This is a genomic window from Bacillus paramycoides (assembly GCF_038971285.1).
Lineage (GTDB): Bacteria > Bacillota > Bacilli > Bacillales > Bacillaceae_G > Bacillus_A.
This window is the reverse complement of record NZ_CP152427.1, coordinates 4814130-4829383: the sequence shown is the minus strand read 5'-3', so window position 1 is coordinate 4829383 and position 15254 is coordinate 4814130. Positions and strand designations below refer to the sequence as shown.

The 15254-nt window shown below is 33.9% G+C and carries 18 protein-coding genes; 11 read left to right on the top strand and 7 right to left on the bottom strand.

The features are described 5' to 3' along the window. Positions 1–29: 29 nt before the first annotated feature. The 5 genes from AAG068_RS25270 to AAG068_RS25250 all read right to left on the bottom strand — a co-directional run bounded on the left by AAG068_RS25270 (position 30) and on the right by AAG068_RS25250 (position 4457). The gene (locus AAG068_RS25270) at positions 30–932 is read right to left on the bottom strand and encodes an EamA family transporter (protein WP_342716242.1); all 903 of its coding nucleotides are present in this window, start codon (positions 930–932) and stop codon (positions 30–32) included. A 139-nt stretch (positions 933–1071) separates the two neighbouring features. Continuing rightward, positions 1072–2514 (bottom strand): sensor histidine kinase, encoded by a 1443-nt coding sequence (locus AAG068_RS25265; protein WP_342716241.1) that lies wholly within the window; start codon positions 2512–2514, stop codon positions 1072–1074. Beyond that, the gene (locus tag AAG068_RS25260) at positions 2492–3157 is read right to left on the bottom strand and encodes a response regulator transcription factor (protein WP_048528250.1); all 666 of its coding nucleotides are present in this window, start codon (positions 3155–3157) and stop codon (positions 2492–2494) included. Before AAG068_RS25260 ends, AAG068_RS25265 begins: the two co-directional genes overlap by 23 nt. Before the next feature lie 364 nt (positions 3158–3521). Beyond that, a complete protein-coding gene (locus tag AAG068_RS25255) occupies positions 3522–3983 on the bottom strand; it encodes a L,D-transpeptidase (protein ID WP_342716240.1) in 462 nt (153 codons plus the stop codon). 30 nt (positions 3984–4013) lie between these two features. Further along, positions 4014–4457 carry a DUF3978 domain-containing protein gene (locus tag AAG068_RS25250; RefSeq protein WP_342716239.1) on the bottom strand — a complete coding sequence of 148 codons (444 nt, stop codon included), beginning with the start codon at positions 4455–4457 and terminating at the stop codon, positions 4014–4016. Positions 4458–4871: 414 nt separating this feature from the next. Here AAG068_RS25250 and AAG068_RS25245 point away from each other — a divergent pair, with 414 nt between their 5' ends. The 10 genes from AAG068_RS25245 (at position 4872) to AAG068_RS25200 (ending at position 12656) form a co-directional block, all read left to right on the top strand. Then, on the top strand, positions 4872–5486 hold the full coding sequence (locus tag AAG068_RS25245) for a DedA family protein (RefSeq protein ID WP_098671111.1): 615 nt from the start codon (positions 4872–4874) through the stop codon (positions 5484–5486). Between the two features lie 210 nt (positions 5487–5696). Then, the gene (locus tag AAG068_RS25240) at positions 5697–5918 is read left to right on the top strand and encodes a helix-turn-helix transcriptional regulator (RefSeq protein ID WP_342716238.1); all 222 of its coding nucleotides are present in this window, start codon (positions 5697–5699) and stop codon (positions 5916–5918) included. Further along, positions 5905–6615, top strand: coding sequence for a DUF3169 family protein (locus AAG068_RS25235; protein ID WP_342716237.1), 711 nt, complete (start codon positions 5905–5907; stop codon positions 6613–6615). The genes AAG068_RS25240 and AAG068_RS25235 overlap by 14 nt, the downstream gene beginning before the upstream one ends. Positions 6616–6627: 12 nt before the next feature. Further along, positions 6628–7710: a site-2 protease family protein gene (locus AAG068_RS25230; RefSeq protein ID WP_342716236.1), complete on the top strand. Its 1083-nt coding sequence runs from the start codon at positions 6628–6630 to the stop codon at positions 7708–7710. Positions 7711–7806: 96 nt separating this feature from the next. Beyond that, the gene (locus AAG068_RS25225; RefSeq protein ID WP_098671115.1) at positions 7807–7947 is read left to right on the top strand and encodes a DUF3985 family protein; all 141 of its coding nucleotides are present in this window, start codon (positions 7807–7809) and stop codon (positions 7945–7947) included. Positions 7948–8196: 249 nt separating this feature from the next. Continuing rightward, the gene (locus AAG068_RS25220) at positions 8197–8925 is read left to right on the top strand and encodes an ABC transporter ATP-binding protein (protein ID WP_342716234.1); all 729 of its coding nucleotides are present in this window, start codon (positions 8197–8199) and stop codon (positions 8923–8925) included. Further along, positions 8922–9740 (top strand): ABC transporter permease subunit, encoded by an 819-nt coding sequence (locus AAG068_RS25215; protein ID WP_342716233.1) that lies wholly within the window; start codon positions 8922–8924, stop codon positions 9738–9740. Before AAG068_RS25220 ends, AAG068_RS25215 begins: the two co-directional genes overlap by 4 nt. Before the next feature lie 10 nt (positions 9741–9750). Next, positions 9751–10521 (top strand): ABC transporter permease, encoded by a 771-nt coding sequence (locus tag AAG068_RS25210; protein ID WP_342716232.1) that lies wholly within the window; start codon positions 9751–9753, stop codon positions 10519–10521. Positions 10522–10533: 12 nt separating this feature from the next. Further along, positions 10534–11223: a response regulator transcription factor gene (locus AAG068_RS25205; RefSeq protein WP_342716231.1), complete on the top strand. Its 690-nt coding sequence runs from the start codon at positions 10534–10536 to the stop codon at positions 11221–11223. Continuing rightward, positions 11223–12656, top strand: coding sequence for a sensor histidine kinase (locus AAG068_RS25200; protein ID WP_342719811.1), 1434 nt, complete (start codon positions 11223–11225; stop codon positions 12654–12656). The genes AAG068_RS25205 and AAG068_RS25200 overlap by 1 nt, the downstream gene beginning before the upstream one ends. Positions 12657–12745: 89 nt before the next feature. On the opposite strand, the gene AAG068_RS25195 is transcribed toward AAG068_RS25200, so the two are convergent. Continuing rightward, positions 12746–13132 (bottom strand): DUF3938 domain-containing protein, encoded by a 387-nt coding sequence (locus AAG068_RS25195; protein WP_048528260.1) that lies wholly within the window; start codon positions 13130–13132, stop codon positions 12746–12748. Between the two features lie 451 nt (positions 13133–13583). On the opposite strand from AAG068_RS25195, the gene AAG068_RS25190 reads away from it, so the two are divergent. After that, the gene (locus AAG068_RS25190) at positions 13584–14105 is read left to right on the top strand and encodes a GNAT family N-acetyltransferase (protein WP_342716230.1); all 522 of its coding nucleotides are present in this window, start codon (positions 13584–13586) and stop codon (positions 14103–14105) included. Between the two features lie 110 nt (positions 14106–14215). Here AAG068_RS25190 and AAG068_RS25185 read toward each other — a convergent pair whose 3' ends face one another. Beyond that, positions 14216–15109 carry a YitT family protein gene (locus tag AAG068_RS25185; RefSeq protein WP_000530036.1) on the bottom strand — a complete coding sequence of 298 codons (894 nt, stop codon included), beginning with the start codon at positions 15107–15109 and terminating at the stop codon, positions 14216–14218. Positions 15110–15254: the final 145 nt, after the last annotated feature.

The following is a 15254-nucleotide window of genomic DNA, read 5'->3' as shown; positions in this document are numbered from 1 at the left end:
AGACCTTTCAAATTATGAAAGGTCTTTTGTTACGCACTATGCACGCTTCTATGTTTCTTTTCTTTCCTAGCCGTAAGGAGCTGAGGGGTGAAAATCCCAAGTAGTATAAAGATGATTCCAATCCACTGCATGAAGGTTACGACTTCATGTACAAGTGTAATAGAAGCGATAATGGCCGTTGGTAATTCAGCTGCTCCTAGTATTGTACCAAGTCCTGTTCCAACTTTCGGTACGCCAATTGAAAAACAAATGACAGGTACGACAACGCCGAACAATCCGAGGAAGAAAGAGTATTTCCAAAGACCGGCTTGCAAGGCACCGTCTGTTAAAAAGGTTGGCGGGAAGAATAAGCATACGATAAGAGTAGCGCTTGTTGTCATAAGGAAGCTTTTCGTATAAGGTGGAACTTCTGTAGCAACGCGCCCACTTGCAAATACATAGAATGAAAAAGAGACAGCGGCCAATAGGCCAAAGATAATACCTTTCGTGGAAAAGTTTTGTCCGAGACCTTCAAAGACACCGCCTGCAAACAATGTTCCAACAAATAAAATAATAATAGATATAACTTTCTCACGGCTTGGAAATGTACGGTTTGCAATTGCCTCAATGACTACACCAATCCATGTGAACTGGAAAAGCAGGACGACAGCGATAGATGCTGGTAGTTCTTCTACAGAAATAGCATAGAAAATACCGGTCATACTCATTGTCGTGCCAACTGTTAGCAAGGAAAAGAATTGCTTTTTTGTTACTTTATGACGTGAAACGAAAAGAACGAGCAGAAGAAGTCCAATCCATCCGAAGACATATTGTCCTCCTAATAGTTGATGTGCTGAAAATCCATCAATGAATCCGAGTTTAAAAATAGTTGAAAGTACGCCGTAGCTACAAGCTCCGAATAAAACGAGTAATGAATACTTAAATTTCTCCATGAAAATCCTCCTTTTACATAATAAAAAACGCCCGCTATCCAAATAAGGATAACGGGCGAACGAAACAGAGTCATATACTCTACAAAATTCCGCCACTCATACGAAGTATGAATTTGGGGTATGAAATTGTAGTAGGTTTTTACATTGCTTTTGGGAATACAATAGAACATTTTACACCTTGAGGTGTGTTTTGTATACCATAAGGAAATTGATGTTTATCTAGTATTTGTTTTACAATGTATAACCCAAGACCACTACCTTGTACTAAGCCATGTTTGTCAGGGTTTGCGCGATAGAATGGTTCAAATAAATGGGCAAGTTTATCTTCATCTATTTGTGAACCTGTATTTAATACTTCTAATGCGTAACCGTTTGGCTTTTCATAAAGCTTTATATATACATGCTGATGGTCAATTGTATAATGAATTGCATTTGAAATAATGTTGAAAATGGCAGTTTGAATAAATTTAGGATCAGCTAAAACTTGTACATCTTGTTTAATGTTAGATTGAACATTTAATTGCTTTACAGATACGAAATAATCTACTTTCTTCATAACATCCTCAATAATATTAGTTAATGAGATAACTTTTAAATCTGGTTTAAATTGAGGATTTTGTATTTTGGATAATTCCGACATTTTTTCCGTTAATATGTTAATATCTTGCATCATTTCATAGGAACGTTTTAAATATTTATCTCTATCTTTATAAGCTCCAATTCCGTGAATCATGCCATCTAGTTGCCCCATAACGGCTGCGATTGGTGTTTTTAATTCATGGGAAACCATAGACATAAATTCTTTACGAGATTGTTCTAATTGTTGTTCCTTTTTGAGTTCATTTCTTAAATCTTGATTGCTCGCATGTAAATTCTTCACTATATTTGGTACTTGTGAAGCAGCTACTTGTAAATTAAAATCTGTTTGATCTGTATTTTTGTTAAGTAGCTTTTTATCTGAGAAATCAAGATTCATAATATCCTTTAAAGCATCACTCATATATTGGAAAGGTTTAGCAATTAGTTTTGCATAAATTAAAGAGCCGAGCAGAGATAATGCAAGCATTGTCGCGCCAATATGTGGAGCTAATTGCTGCAGTACATCTGTTAATTTTGGATTATCTTGTGCATCATTTGTTTTACTTGCTGCATTTTGTTTATGTAAGGCATCATTAGTAGCGACTTGCTTTTCCGTTTCTGTAAGTGGAGCAGAAGCGCTATTTTTCCCCGAAATATTTTGAGTATGTTCTTTTGCTTTTGCAGTTTGGCTAGGCTGCAAAAGGTGATTGATAGCTGTAGAGAGTGATTTATAATCTATAACCGAAGATTGGAAATTAAAAATGTCTCCCTGTGATCCAGCTTTATTTTGATTCGTTTTACTTTGGTCGTTTTGTTTATTTGAATCCGCTTGTTCTGTAGATAGCGCTCCATTTTCTTTTGCAAAACGTTCTTTATCATAGTTTGAAGCTAAGAAGTAAATAATTTGATAAAGGCAAAGTGATAAAAGAATACAAAATAATAAGGTTTTGATGAAAATATTTTTGGTGATGTTGTCTTTGCTACGATTCGATTTTGTAGCCAATGCCTTTCACCGTTTTAATATAAGGAATTCCTAATTTTTTTCGTAAGTTCTTAATATGTGTATCTATAACTCTTACATCACCATAATGTTCATAGCCCCATACCTTATTCAACAAATCACTTCTTGATAATACTTTTCCCCGATTTTGCAGTAAAGTATAAATAATTTCAAATTCTTTTGTTGTTAATTCAATTTGATTACCATGAACATAAGCGGCATATGCTGTAGAATTTAACATCAATTCATGGAATTGTAGTATCGTTGCAGCTTCGGCTTCCTTCGTTGCTGCCCTTCTTAATACAGCTTCTACACGTTTAATAAATACGGTGTAATGGAACGGTTTCGTAATATAGTCATCAATACCTAATTCAAATCCTTTAATTTCACTTTCTTCATTTTGTAAGCCTGTTAACATAATGATTGGTACATCGGATTGTCCTCGCATAATTTTACAAATACTATAGCCATCTATATCTGGTAACATCACATCAAGGAGGACAAGGTCGTATGAATTTTTTTGGAAGAGAAGAATGCCTTCTGTTCCAGCGCCAACAACATCAACGGTAAAATTTTGTGCCATTAGAAATTCACGAATTAGTTCTTGTATATCTGGGTTGTCTTCAATCACCAGTATATGCGTCATAGTAACACCTCCTAAATAACGCTTTTTACTGCAATATTCGAATTCATCATTTTTTTGATGACTCAGATTGTTTATACATATAATAAGCCCCCGCCATAAAATAATCATGAAAGTAGCAAGGGGAGTTGTTTAGTGAAACTGAATATTTAAGAATTACAGTAATTCTATTATAGTATGTATTGTAAAATTTATAAAATATTATAACTGTATAATTTTAATATCCATGTTTATCAATGTTTAGATGTTGCTTAACACAATCTATTCCTATTATATATGTAAATACAGTTGTTTTGCTACTGTAAATGAAGAAATAAAATAAGCCAAGACATAAAATTCTTGGCTACACGTAAATCGTGTTGATAGGTTATTTTACAGTGACAGTAGCCTTCTGGGGAATACGCTCAAATAACCAGTGTATATCATTGTTATACATACGAATACAACCTAGTGTTGTCCATTTGCCGATTGCCTGATTATTGTTCGTACCATGAATCGCATAAGTTGTTCCGTAAGTTCCTGCCATGTTTAGTCCGAGCCAACGGTCACCAAGTGGATTACGTGGATCTCCGCCTTTAATTTTGCCTGTATAATAAGGACGATTTTTAATTTTATTTACGATTTGGAAAGTGCCTTTAGGTGTAGGAGTAGTTGTTTTTCCAGTAGCAACAGTAAAGCTTTTTATGAACTTTCCATTTTGATAATAATCCATTTTATTTAACTGCGTGTTTACAATTAGTTGAGTGTTCGTTGTAGCTGCCTCAGCATTTGTGAATGGAATAGTTAAAAATCCTAATGATAATAGTACGCTTAATAATAGTTTTTTCATTATATTCTCCTTTTTACTATTGTAGTAGTCTTACATACAATGAATTTGTAAACCTCTTAATACTTTATTTACATTTTCATCTAATGTTTCAAAGAAGGTAGTAATTTTGGCATCGTGTTTGTTGTTTTTATCAATAAGTAATCTTTCATTTAGTAAAAGTTCACCATGTAGTCCAAAACTTTGAACTTGAATATTTAGTTCATCTTCAGTTTCAGAAATAATTGGTAAGAAGTAGTGAAAAGCTTTCGTTGGAATGATGTAGCTTTTGCCAATCATGCTTTCTTGATTTGAATTAATCCATTTTTTCGTAACGATTTTAATGTTCTTTTTTGAAACGATAAAAGACAGTGTTGTAGATTTTGTTAAACTTACGTCAAATTCATTTGTTTCACATATGTGTAAATTAAAAACGGTTTCATTTTGATGAGATTCAACATTTGTATTAATAAAATCGTGCATTTTATAAGCTTCCATTTCGTATTCACCCTTTTTTCAATTTCGAAAAATGACTTATATTTATTCAATTTAATGCTTAGTCATATATTGGTTAAATTTTTCAACAAATTCCGATATAATCTTACAATACGTATATGAAGCTAATATGAAGTTAGTATGAGTTTGTGGTGGTTTTTTATTGAGAACAAAATAAGATGGTTGTTAAGTGTTAAAAAATGGATAAAAAATGTATATTAAGTCTAAGTTTCTCGCGGTGTATATTTGTTAATTTGTTTTTAAATGAACGTACATAGAAGTAAATAAAGAACAGGAAATTTTAGTGTGATCCTTACAAAAATGTAATAAAAATGTAAGCTATTGTGATAGTTATTTCGACAATTTTTTTATACAATAATAGATAAGAAGTTGTACGTGATGGAAGGGAGAGATGACATGGAATGGATTCATGAATTATTTCAGCAATACGGGTACTATGTTGTACTTGTTGGTTTGCTGTTAGAATATATTGCACTTCCGTTTCCGGGAGAGCCAACGTTAGCATATGCGGGATTTTTAGCACATAAAGGTGATTTAAGTTTACCGATTTTAATTATCCTATCCTTTATTGGGACAAGTGTAGGAATGACAATCCAATACTTTTTAGGAAATAAATTAGGAATGCCCTTTGTTCAAAAGTATGGGAAATACGTATTTTTAACACAAAGAAAAATCGACTTAACAAGAACGTGGTTTGATAAGTATGGATACTTCCTAATTTTTATCGGTTTCTTTATTCCTGGTGTACGTCATTTTACAGGATATTTTGCAGGAATTATTAACTTACCGTTCCGCCGTTTTGCGATTACAATATACTCAGGTGCTCTATTTTGGGTATCATTCTTCTTAATTGGTGGTTACTGGTTAGGTGGGAACTTACATGATATTTTTGGAGCGCTAGAAGGTCACATCGGTAAAATCATTTTTGGAGTGATTGTGATTGTAGCAATTACGTTAGGAGTTCGTTTCCGCAAACAGTTAAAACGAGCATTATTACAAAACGCAAGTTAATATGGAATCCATTCTATGTCAAAATTTAGGAAGGCAGTGCAAATGCACTGCCTTTTTTATTTTCCAATCTATTTTAATAAGTTTTTGTTTACCTGTTTAAAACTTCATAGATTATCTTGTCAATTATTAACGTCAAAATGACAATTATAATTGACAAGAATAAGGATATTATTTACAATTTTAATTAAATAAATGAAAAAGAGGTAAGGTATGAAGCTGCAAAATCGAGTGAGAGAATTGCGAGCAAAGCATCGTTTATCACAAGGGGATTTAGGGAAAGCGATTGGATCATCACGGCAAACGATTAGTTTAATTGAGCGCGGGGATTATGCGCCATCTATTGTATTGTCGTTAAAAATCGCAAAAATTTTCAACGTACCGGTGGAGGAAATATTTGAGTTAGTGGAGGGGGAAGAAGATGGTGAAGAGTAAGCGAAAAAAACAATTTGATTCTGTGGGGAAAATAGCATTAAGTATGATGGGTGGCTTTTTAACATCTTATATAGCTTTAAATTTACTCTCGGATGGACCAAGAAAATTATCATCTAATACATTTATAGGTGTATGTACAATTTTTGGAATCTTAATGATGTACTACACATGGAAGAATACACGTATGTTAGCAGAGGCACGCGATGAAGAAGAGAGCGTACAAGGTAGAAAATTAGGCATTATAAGTATATATTTACGTGTAGGTGATATAGTTACGCAGGCATGGTTTGTATATGCAGTTATTACATGTAGACGTGCACTGTTGCAGGATACAAATGTTTCATTTGCGGTGTGGAATTTAGTGGCTTCTATCGCTTGTTTAACTACTGTAGTAATTATCGGACTCATAACAAAAAATCGTTATAACAAGCTATATCCTGAACAAGGTGTAACGTATATGGAATCTATGAAAATGTGGACAAAAAACGCAGATGAAGGATTAAAGCACATTGTGCATGAGGCTGGATATAAAGCGTATGAATTTACGAATACAATATTGGCATATGTATGGTGGGCTGCCGTTATATATACAGCGGCTAGTGATATAGATTTTGTATTAATTGGCTTAATCTCACTTATTTGGATATTACATATCGGAAAATTCATGTACGAAATGCATAGAAAAATGATTTATTAAGGGGAGAAAAAGGTGGATATTTTAAGAAGGCCAGCTGGTTCACTGACAGTGGCGCTAATTCTGTCCATTTTATACGGAGTAATTCGAACGGAGAAATTAGAAATAATGTTGGATGTATGGGCATTATTTGGAATCTTTTTATTAGTGCTAGCTATTCATGAGTTGGGACATGTAGTAGTTGGTTTAATAGGTGGTTTGAATTTTAAATTTATGACAGTAGGGCCGATTACTTTTCAAAAAGAGAAGAGGAAAGTACGCATTCGAGAAAATAAATTGTGGATGTACTTTGGAGGCGTCGTAATGTTAGTGCCACCCTCTATAGAGACACCGAACCTTTCAAAAAAATGGGCGTGGATGACTTTAGGTGGACCAATGACAAGTTTACTATTTGGTATTACTTTTGGTTACATATATATGGTGAGTTATTATCAATACCTTTTATACTTTGCTGTGTTACACTTTACAATTTTTGCAGCTACAATCGTACCGATAAAAGGAACGTTTTTGAGTGATGGTATGCAATTTCTCATTTTAATTAAAGATGATGAAAAGGCGAAGCAGCATTTATATAATATTCAAGTATCAAGTGAGTTATTTAGTTATAAGAGGCCGAAAGATTGGGATAAGAGATTAATAGAACTTAGTGAGGAAAAATTAAAAGGGGATAAAAGTATAAGAGATATAATGAGTGGACTTATGCTTGTTTTTAATGCTAGAGCCGATCAAGAAGGAATGGAAAGAGCAATACCATATATAGAAACAGTTGTTCAACTACCTGTAACGAAGGAAAATAAATATTTCGTTAGTAGTTTTCATAGTTGGTACCTTTTATATAAAGCCCTTTATGAGATGGATAGTCTTTCTTTGCAAGAAGCAAAGGAACATGCAAAAGCTATCACCAAGATGGATTTAAACGGATATTACCGTACACAAGGAATTATTAAATATTTAGAGGGCGATATGGAAGCATCTCGCACTTATATGAGGAAAGCTGATAAAGAATTGAAGAGCGCTGAGAAGAGTGAGATGGGATATTTACAATTAGAGAGAGAATGGTTTGAGCAGCTGAAAGAGAGGGTATCTTACGATGGGTGAGGTATCCTCTTTTTTCTATGTCGTTTTATGCCGTTCCATAAAAAGTCTGGGGCGAGTAAAATAAGATAAGAAGAGCAAAGCTTGGAGGAATTCTAGATGGAAATCTTAACGATTATTTTAATAATCTTGCTCATTTATGCTGTTTTTAAAGTAGCATATGTAGCATTAAAGATACTCGCGATCCTATTAGTTATCTTTTTAATCGTAGAGTTCGGCAGTAAATTGCTTGGGGGATAGGGTATGTTGTACGCTTTGAATGTCGAAGGATGTCGGTAAGTCGATATCCTATGTCGAATCGTCGATATAATGAAAAAATCGCTGATATAAGTGGAGAAATCGTCGATATATTTGAAAAATCGTTGATATATTTTAGTGAATACTAAGTGGGGTATGTGGAAAAGAAGTTGCCGTGAGGGTAGCTTCTTTTTATTTGTTTATAAATTGTTTATTTTTACCTTCTATTCTTATAGTAAGGAGGCGATAGGAATGAAGAAATCGGTTTTAGAAGTAAGAGATGTGACGAAAAGAGTGAAGGGAAGAACGTTGTTAAGCCACATGTCTTTTTCTGTTTATAAAAATGAAATTTGTGGTTTTGTTGGGCCAAATGGTTCAGGGAAGACAACCCTTATTCGAACAATTATGGGGTTAATTCGACCAAATGAAGGGGAAATTTTCATTAATGGAATTAGCGTACAAAAAAATCGAAAAGAGGCTCTTCAGCATGTCGGGGCAATTGTAGAAGCACCAATTTTCTTTCCTTATATGTCAGGACGAAAAAATTTGCAGAATCTAGGTAGGATTACGTTACGTACTGGTGGAGAAGTTCTTGAAAATAAAGTGCAGCAAGTATTAGAAATCGTGGGTTTAGAAAATCGTGCTGACGATAAAGTTGGTACCTATTCGTTAGGTATGAAGCAGCGTTTAGGGATTGCACAGGCCTTGCTTGGGGATCCAGATTTTATTATTTTGGATGAACCGTCTAATGGATTAGATCCAGTTGGAATTAAGCAACTTCGTAAAATTGTACTCGATTTACAGCGTGAGAAGGGAATAACTTTTTTCATTTCTAGTCATTTAATTCGTGAATTGGAGCTTATGTGTGATTCATGGGTCATGATTCGTGAAGGATCATTAATATGGCGGGGAACAACGGAAGAGTTACAAGGCAGGAATAAAGAATTAGAAGATATTTTCGTGGAGATGATGAGCTCATGATGATGTTAGTACGCTCGGAATGGGAGCGGCTGTGGGCGAAGAAAGTGACATGGCTTTGTTTTTTGATAATACCAGTGATGTTATTTGGGGCTGCGAAGTACTATTTGAAACATAATCAAGAAGTAGAAAGAGTAGCAGTTGATTATACATATGCGAATTCATTCCCAGTGCTTGCATTATCTGAAATGCTTATGAGTATATGTAACCTTGTTTTACTTGTTTTGATTGTCCTTGTATTTGCTCAAGAGTATCATAGTGGTCAAATTCGGATGGTAATCCAAAGATCATACACGTATTCGGAAGTTCTTATTGCAAAAATAATTACGATATTAACAGTAAGTTTGTTATTTATAGGTGCCTATTTTATTTGTAGTTATTGTATCGGTTATATTTTTTTTGAGCATGAACCGAACATTTTGTTGTTTTATCATACAGAAAAAATGAATGCACTTGGTGTTTTCTTATACTGTATTTCTTATTACGGAATTGCTTATCTTACTTTAATATCGATGGCTAGCATATTAATCATGCTGTCGGTTATAAGTAAATCGACAACAAGTGCAACCCTTCTTGGTATGGGATTCATTATATTTTCTTTTGGATACCCAGCGATGGCGTTACTGATAAGAAAATCACCGGCTTTTCTTTATATTAATTATTCTTCTTTAATTAAACTGCAACATGAAGGAATTGCTATATCTTTATCTGGTAGTTCATGGATGATACTTTTTGGATCTGTAATTTTACTTATATACACTGTTGTTTGTAATGCTGTAACAGTTTACTGGATAGGAAAAAAAGATAATTTTGTGTGAGGTGTGAAGAATGAAACAAATACTTATAAGTGAATTTGAACGGATGTTTGATAGAAAGAAGACGAAAGTATTAATTGTTATTTTTGGACTGCTACTTATTTTGCACAGTGTATGGGTGCATACTTTTGGAGTTGCTATTTACGATGCAAAGGGGACGGAAGCAATCTTAAGTAATTTGAACTTCCCTGTCGCAGTTACAAAAGAATGGTATTTTACGTTATACTTATTAATTTTTCCGATCTTATTTATTGATAGTTTTAATAGTGAAATTTCATCTGGCGCATATCGTCTTATCATGATCCGTCCAGTAGGCAGGTGGGAATTATTATTGGCAAAATGGATTACTCAAATGAGTATCGTAAGCTTATTTTTGTTAATAGCATGTATAGAGAGTTATATATATGGAACATTTTTTATAAGGCACGCAGAGGAGACATTCTTTTTGGATAAACAAGTTATTTATGGAACGGGTGCCTCTATTATATACACTGTAAAATATTATTTAATATTATGGTTTATCGCAAGTGCTTTAATCATGTTAAGTAGCTTTGTAAGTCTTTGGTTTCAAAACGCTATTATTACATATTTTGTGATAGTAGGTTTACTAGTAGCTTGTTTGTATGTGAGTGAAGAAATAAGTTATTTTGTAATTGGAAGTGAATCGATTCTAAGAATATTAAGTGAGGGGAAAGTAACATTCTACCTAATAAATGGTACAATTTTAGGAGGATGTGCAATAGCGGCTATGTTTAGTTGGTGTAAAAAAGATGTATTTAATTAGGAGGGGCTTACCGTGACGGACAAAATACTACTTGTAGACGATGAACTGGATATTCTTACATTTATTGAAGATAGTCTTGTCATGGAAGGATATGAAGTAAGAAGCGCATTAAACGGGGAAGAGGCTTTGAAAAAATTAGATAGTAGTGTGGATCTCATTATATTAGATGTTATGTTGCCAGATATAAATGGATTTAAAGTGTGCGAGAAGATTAGAGAGTCTTATGCATGTCCAATCTTATTTTTAAGTGCCGATAGTAGTGAACGATCTCGTATAGAAGGGCTATTGATTGGTGGAGACGATTATATTAGTAAGCCCTTTAGTTTAAAAGAGTTGAAAGCGAGAATTATTGCCAATTTGCGCCGGACAACAAATTTAAGCATGATGGATCAAAAGGAATTTCTACGCTATGGAAGTATATTAATAGACTTACAAAACTATGAAATAATGGCTGGAAAAGAAAAAATTCACTTTACAAAAAAGGAGTATGAAGTAGTGAAAATGTTAGCACTTCATGCCGGCCAAGTTTTGACGAAAGAGCAGCTGTTTGAAAAGATTTGGGGATATGATAGCGAAAGTGATGTTTCTACTGTAGTTGAGCATATAAAGAAAATTAGAACAAAACTTAGTGTATATGATAGAGAGTATACATATATTCAAACGGTGTGGGGAATTGGGTATAAGTGGAGTGTACAAAATTGATGCAAAGGTTACGGATTAAACAACAGCTAGTAATTGGCTTCTTAATAGTTTTAATTAGTAGTTTAATACTGACGGTGTTAACAGCTGGTATTGGTTGGTATTGGCTAACGAAGAATGGGAAAGTATTTCCTGCAAATTATTATGAGCAGAAAATTCCTGTGATCAAAGAATACGTAAAAGATAAAGGCGCGCTATTGTTAAATGAGAAAGAGCGAAGTGAATTAGAGAAAATAGTCCCTAAAGAGGGAATCCAATATCAAATTGTTAATAGGCAAGGAGATATTTCTTATGGTACATATCAAACAAAATTAATAACAAATGAGAGAACTATTTTGAGTGTTATTAATACGAATATTTATGGAGAAGAAGATAATAATGAAGTTACGACGTATTTGCCTTTAGTAGATAGGAATGGAGATTTACAAGGAGCGATAGGGTTTAATTATCATTTGACAATATCTACTGCTTCGGCAGTCGATTCCTTTTTTGTAATCTTATTTTTAGCTTCACCCTTTATATACATTACCATTTTATCCTACATCGTCTCAAACCGAATGGGAAAAAGAATAAAGAAACCACTCGCTGAATTGTCAGAGGCTTCAAAAAGAATTCAAGAGAAGGATCTAAATTTTCATTTAGAATACAATACGAAAAATGAAATTGGTGAATTAGTCGGTTCGTTTGAAAATATGCGTGCAGCATTAGCTACTAGCTTGTCACGACAATGGGAATTAGAAGAAGAGAGACGAGAGTACATTAGAGCTATTTCTCATGATTTGAAAACGCCATTAACGATTGTACAAGGTCATACAGAAGGTTTGCAAAGTGGCTTATGGAAAAATGAGGACTTGTTACATCGGTATTTACAAACGATTGAACGAAATACAAACAGAATGACAAAACTTCTTGAAGAGTTCCAAACAGTAAATGAGTTAGAAAGTTTCTCGTTTCAATTACGTTTAAATAAAGTACATATAAACCCATTCTTTCTTAAAAAACTAGAGGAATATGAATGCATAGCCAGGAAAAAAGAAATTGAGTGGGACGTCACCTTTGAAAATAATGAGGATGTACAGAGTTCAGTATTTGACCAAGAGCGAATTAGTCAAGTAATGGATAATATCGTAATGAATGCAGTTCGATTTACCCCGGTGTCAGGGAAGGTGCTCGTTAAAGTATGTACTTGGCACGACACAATAGAATTTCATGTATTTGATTCGGGACCTGGTTTCCAAGAAGGAGATTTGAAAAAAGTATTACAACGTTTTTATCAAGGAGATCAGTCACGCTCAGGAAGCAAGGAACATTTTGGACTCGGTTTATATATTGCTAAGAAAATTGTTGAGAAGCATGGTGGTAAAATTCAGGTAGAGAATAGCAAGGTGCGAGGTGGGGCACATGTTTCGTTTCGGATTCCGTGTGGAGATATGTAGAAAAGAAGTTGCCGTGAGGGTAGCTTCTTTTTATTGTGGTGACGAAGTATACAAAACAACATAAAAAAGCTGGAAGAATATCTTCCAGCTTACGAGTTACTTTCAATTTGGCGACCGCTATCTTCCTCATTGTCTTGTAATAGGTTGAATACGTCTGCTAAGCAGAATGCAATGAACCAAGTCCATAGACCATGGAAGAAAGCTGAGCTTAATTGAAGTGGTAATGTATAGTTAGTCATTGAGTAGGAAATACATCCGCCAACGATTCCGATCATTGTTAATAACATTGTTTTTTGCGCATTTTCTTCTGGATTGAAGAGGAAGAAAATGTATCCGCCTAAAATTGAAGCGCTTACAAGTGTTTCGATTCCATTAAAAATGATATTCTCTCCAAGCTGAGTGTTTGTCCAGAAGCAGATTGTTCCGCCGATAATAGCAAACAGGACAGCTATTGTATATCGTATATATTGATTCATATGTTCATCTCCTTATGTAATAAGATGATTTGGAAGTCAAAAAGGTAGGTATAGTATATTGAAGTGAGTTTTAGTTGTACGTATCTTTTTATAAAAAAGATCATTGAAGAGTGATCGGTTTTTTAAACCGTTACGTGTATGGTGTCTGAAATATACCCGACTGCTCGTTTCTTTTTGCTTGTAAAATAAGAGAAACTTCCAAGTCTATATACTCTTTTTTTGTGAGTCTGTTTTCATTATAACACATTTAGAGGCATAATAATAGAATTATCTGATTTTGTAATAAGTGTAAAAAATAAAAATCGCAAAGAAATACCATTAACGGCGCAGTTTAGTGGAAGAAGGATTTTCATTTACTATGATGAAATATGTAATCAAGGTGGGATATAAGAAGGGGACTTAAATACTATAAAAATGTTTTGTAGTATGAATGAAAGAGAGGAGAGCTAACTTGGAGATCACAACAGAAAGATTAATAATTAGACCTTTTAAGAGGACTGATTTACAGGATGTATTTACTATTTATAATAATGATGATACGTGTAAGTTTCTATTACATAATAAGTGGACTCATGAAGACATGCAGGAGAGATTTAGTAAGAAGCTAGCAAACAATGTACTTACTAAAGAATCAATATTAAGTTTGGCAGTTATATACAAGACTAAAGTAGTTGGTGATTTATCCGTATGGTACACAAATATGAAAGACACTGTTGAGATTGGTTATAGTTTTTCAAGTGAAGTAGCTGGGAGAGGTTTGGCAACAGAAGCAGTAAGGAGTTTGGTATTTAAATTATTTAATGAATGTAATGTACATCGTATACAAGCTAATCTTGATGCACGTAATACAGCTTCAAAAAAATTGTGTGAACGAATAGGCATGAGAAAGGAAGCCCATTTCATACAAGATTTTTGGAATAAAGATGAATGGACAGATAGTATCGTATATGGAATGCTATCCTCTGATTTGTAATAATAAACGTAGTAATTTTATTATGCTAAAGGGTGCGTTAGTTGAATAACAAAGGGCATAACATATTATATATAACTAATATGTTATGCCCTTTCATGTATTAAGCTTTTTTATATGCGTTTGAAACGGCCGACAATTTCAACTGTTTCAGTAATGTTCATAAATGCTTTGTTATCCACTTGACGGATAATACGTTTCATTTCGCCTAACTCATAGCGAGTCACGACAGTGTAAATCATTTTTTTCTTATGGTTTGTATAGCCGCCGACAGCATCTACCATTGTCACGCCACGTATGCCGTGATGTAGTAGGGCGCTTTTTATTTCCTCGCCTTTTTCTGTAATTGTCATTATCGTTAATTTAATATGTTTCGTATGCACAGCATCGATCACTTTGCTGACTACAAATCGACTAATTAACGTATAAAGTGTAATATCCCATCCGAAAATAAATCCTGCTACAACAAGTAAGATCAAGTTAAATCCGAATATGATTGCTCCAATTGAAACGTCGCGATATTTCGCTACAATTAATCCAACAACATCAAATCCACCTGTTGAAGAAGCAAATCGGAATATGATTCCTGAAGCTGCTCCGCAGATTACACCACCGAATACAGAAGATAGTAAAATATCGTCTGAGACTTGGTGTACAGGGATAATGTTCATCGCTAACGATGATACAGCTACAAAGTACGCTGTTAAAAAGGTTGTCTTCTTGCCTAAGTAAAAGTGACTTAAAATAAGAAGAGGAATGTTTAGTAAAAAGATAAGTGCACCGATATTGTAGTGCATTAAATAACCGATAATCATCCCTACTCCAGCGAATCCACCGCTAATCATGTTATGCGGGATAAAGAACATATTCATAGAAATTGCATACAAAATAGAAGCTACGAAAATAACAACCAACTGTATGATAAATTCTAAGTGAAATGTTTTAGCTGCTGGGAAGGATAAAAAGGCGGTGTCGGGAACGTAATCGGCGTCTCCTAGTTGACCCATAGTATGTTTCATCTCCATATTCATTTTTGATTACAAGAAGAGAATAAAGGTTTTTTCAAAAACTGGCAATAGTTTTATTATAATGCAAAAATTTTATAAATTTCTAACAAATCAAGCCTATTCATTGATGTGTGTGAATATACTA

Excerpts from the sequence above, each read along its gene's own strand:
- AAG068_RS25245 (WP_098671111.1), top strand. The coding sequence starts at position 4,872 with ATGGAATGGATTCATGAATTATTTCAGCAATACGGGTACTATGTTGTA.
- AAG068_RS25225 (WP_098671115.1), top strand. The coding sequence starts at position 7,807 with ATGGAAATCTTAACGATTATTTTAATAATCTTGCTCATTTATGCTGTT.
- AAG068_RS25260 (WP_048528250.1), bottom strand. The coding sequence starts at position 3,157 with ATGACGCATATACTGGTGATTGAAGACAACCCAGATATACAAGAACTA.
- AAG068_RS25270 (WP_342716242.1), bottom strand. The coding sequence starts at position 932 with ATGGAGAAATTTAAGTATTCATTACTCGTTTTATTCGGAGCTTGTAGC.
- AAG068_RS25185 (WP_000530036.1), bottom strand. The coding sequence starts at position 15,109 with ATGGGTCAACTAGGAGACGCCGATTACGTTCCCGACACCGCCTTTTTA.
- AAG068_RS25195 (WP_048528260.1), bottom strand. The coding sequence starts at position 13,132 with ATGAATCAATATATACGATATACAATAGCTGTCCTGTTTGCTATTATC.
- AAG068_RS25220 (WP_342716234.1), top strand. The coding sequence starts at position 8,197 with ATGAAGAAATCGGTTTTAGAAGTAAGAGATGTGACGAAAAGAGTGAAG.
- AAG068_RS25200 (WP_342719811.1), top strand. The coding sequence starts at position 11,223 with ATGCAAAGGTTACGGATTAAACAACAGCTAGTAATTGGCTTCTTAATA.
- AAG068_RS25255 (WP_342716240.1), bottom strand. The coding sequence starts at position 3,983 with ATGAAAAAACTATTATTAAGCGTACTATTATCATTAGGATTTTTAACT.
- AAG068_RS25235 (WP_342716237.1), top strand. The coding sequence starts at position 5,905 with ATGGTGAAGAGTAAGCGAAAAAAACAATTTGATTCTGTGGGGAAAATA.
- AAG068_RS25210 (WP_342716232.1), top strand. The coding sequence starts at position 9,751 with ATGAAACAAATACTTATAAGTGAATTTGAACGGATGTTTGATAGAAAG.
- AAG068_RS25250 (WP_342716239.1), bottom strand. The coding sequence starts at position 4,457 with ATGGAAGCTTATAAAATGCACGATTTTATTAATACAAATGTTGAATCT.
- AAG068_RS25240 (WP_342716238.1), top strand. The coding sequence starts at position 5,697 with ATGAAGCTGCAAAATCGAGTGAGAGAATTGCGAGCAAAGCATCGTTTA.
- AAG068_RS25215 (WP_342716233.1), top strand. The coding sequence starts at position 8,922 with ATGATGATGTTAGTACGCTCGGAATGGGAGCGGCTGTGGGCGAAGAAA.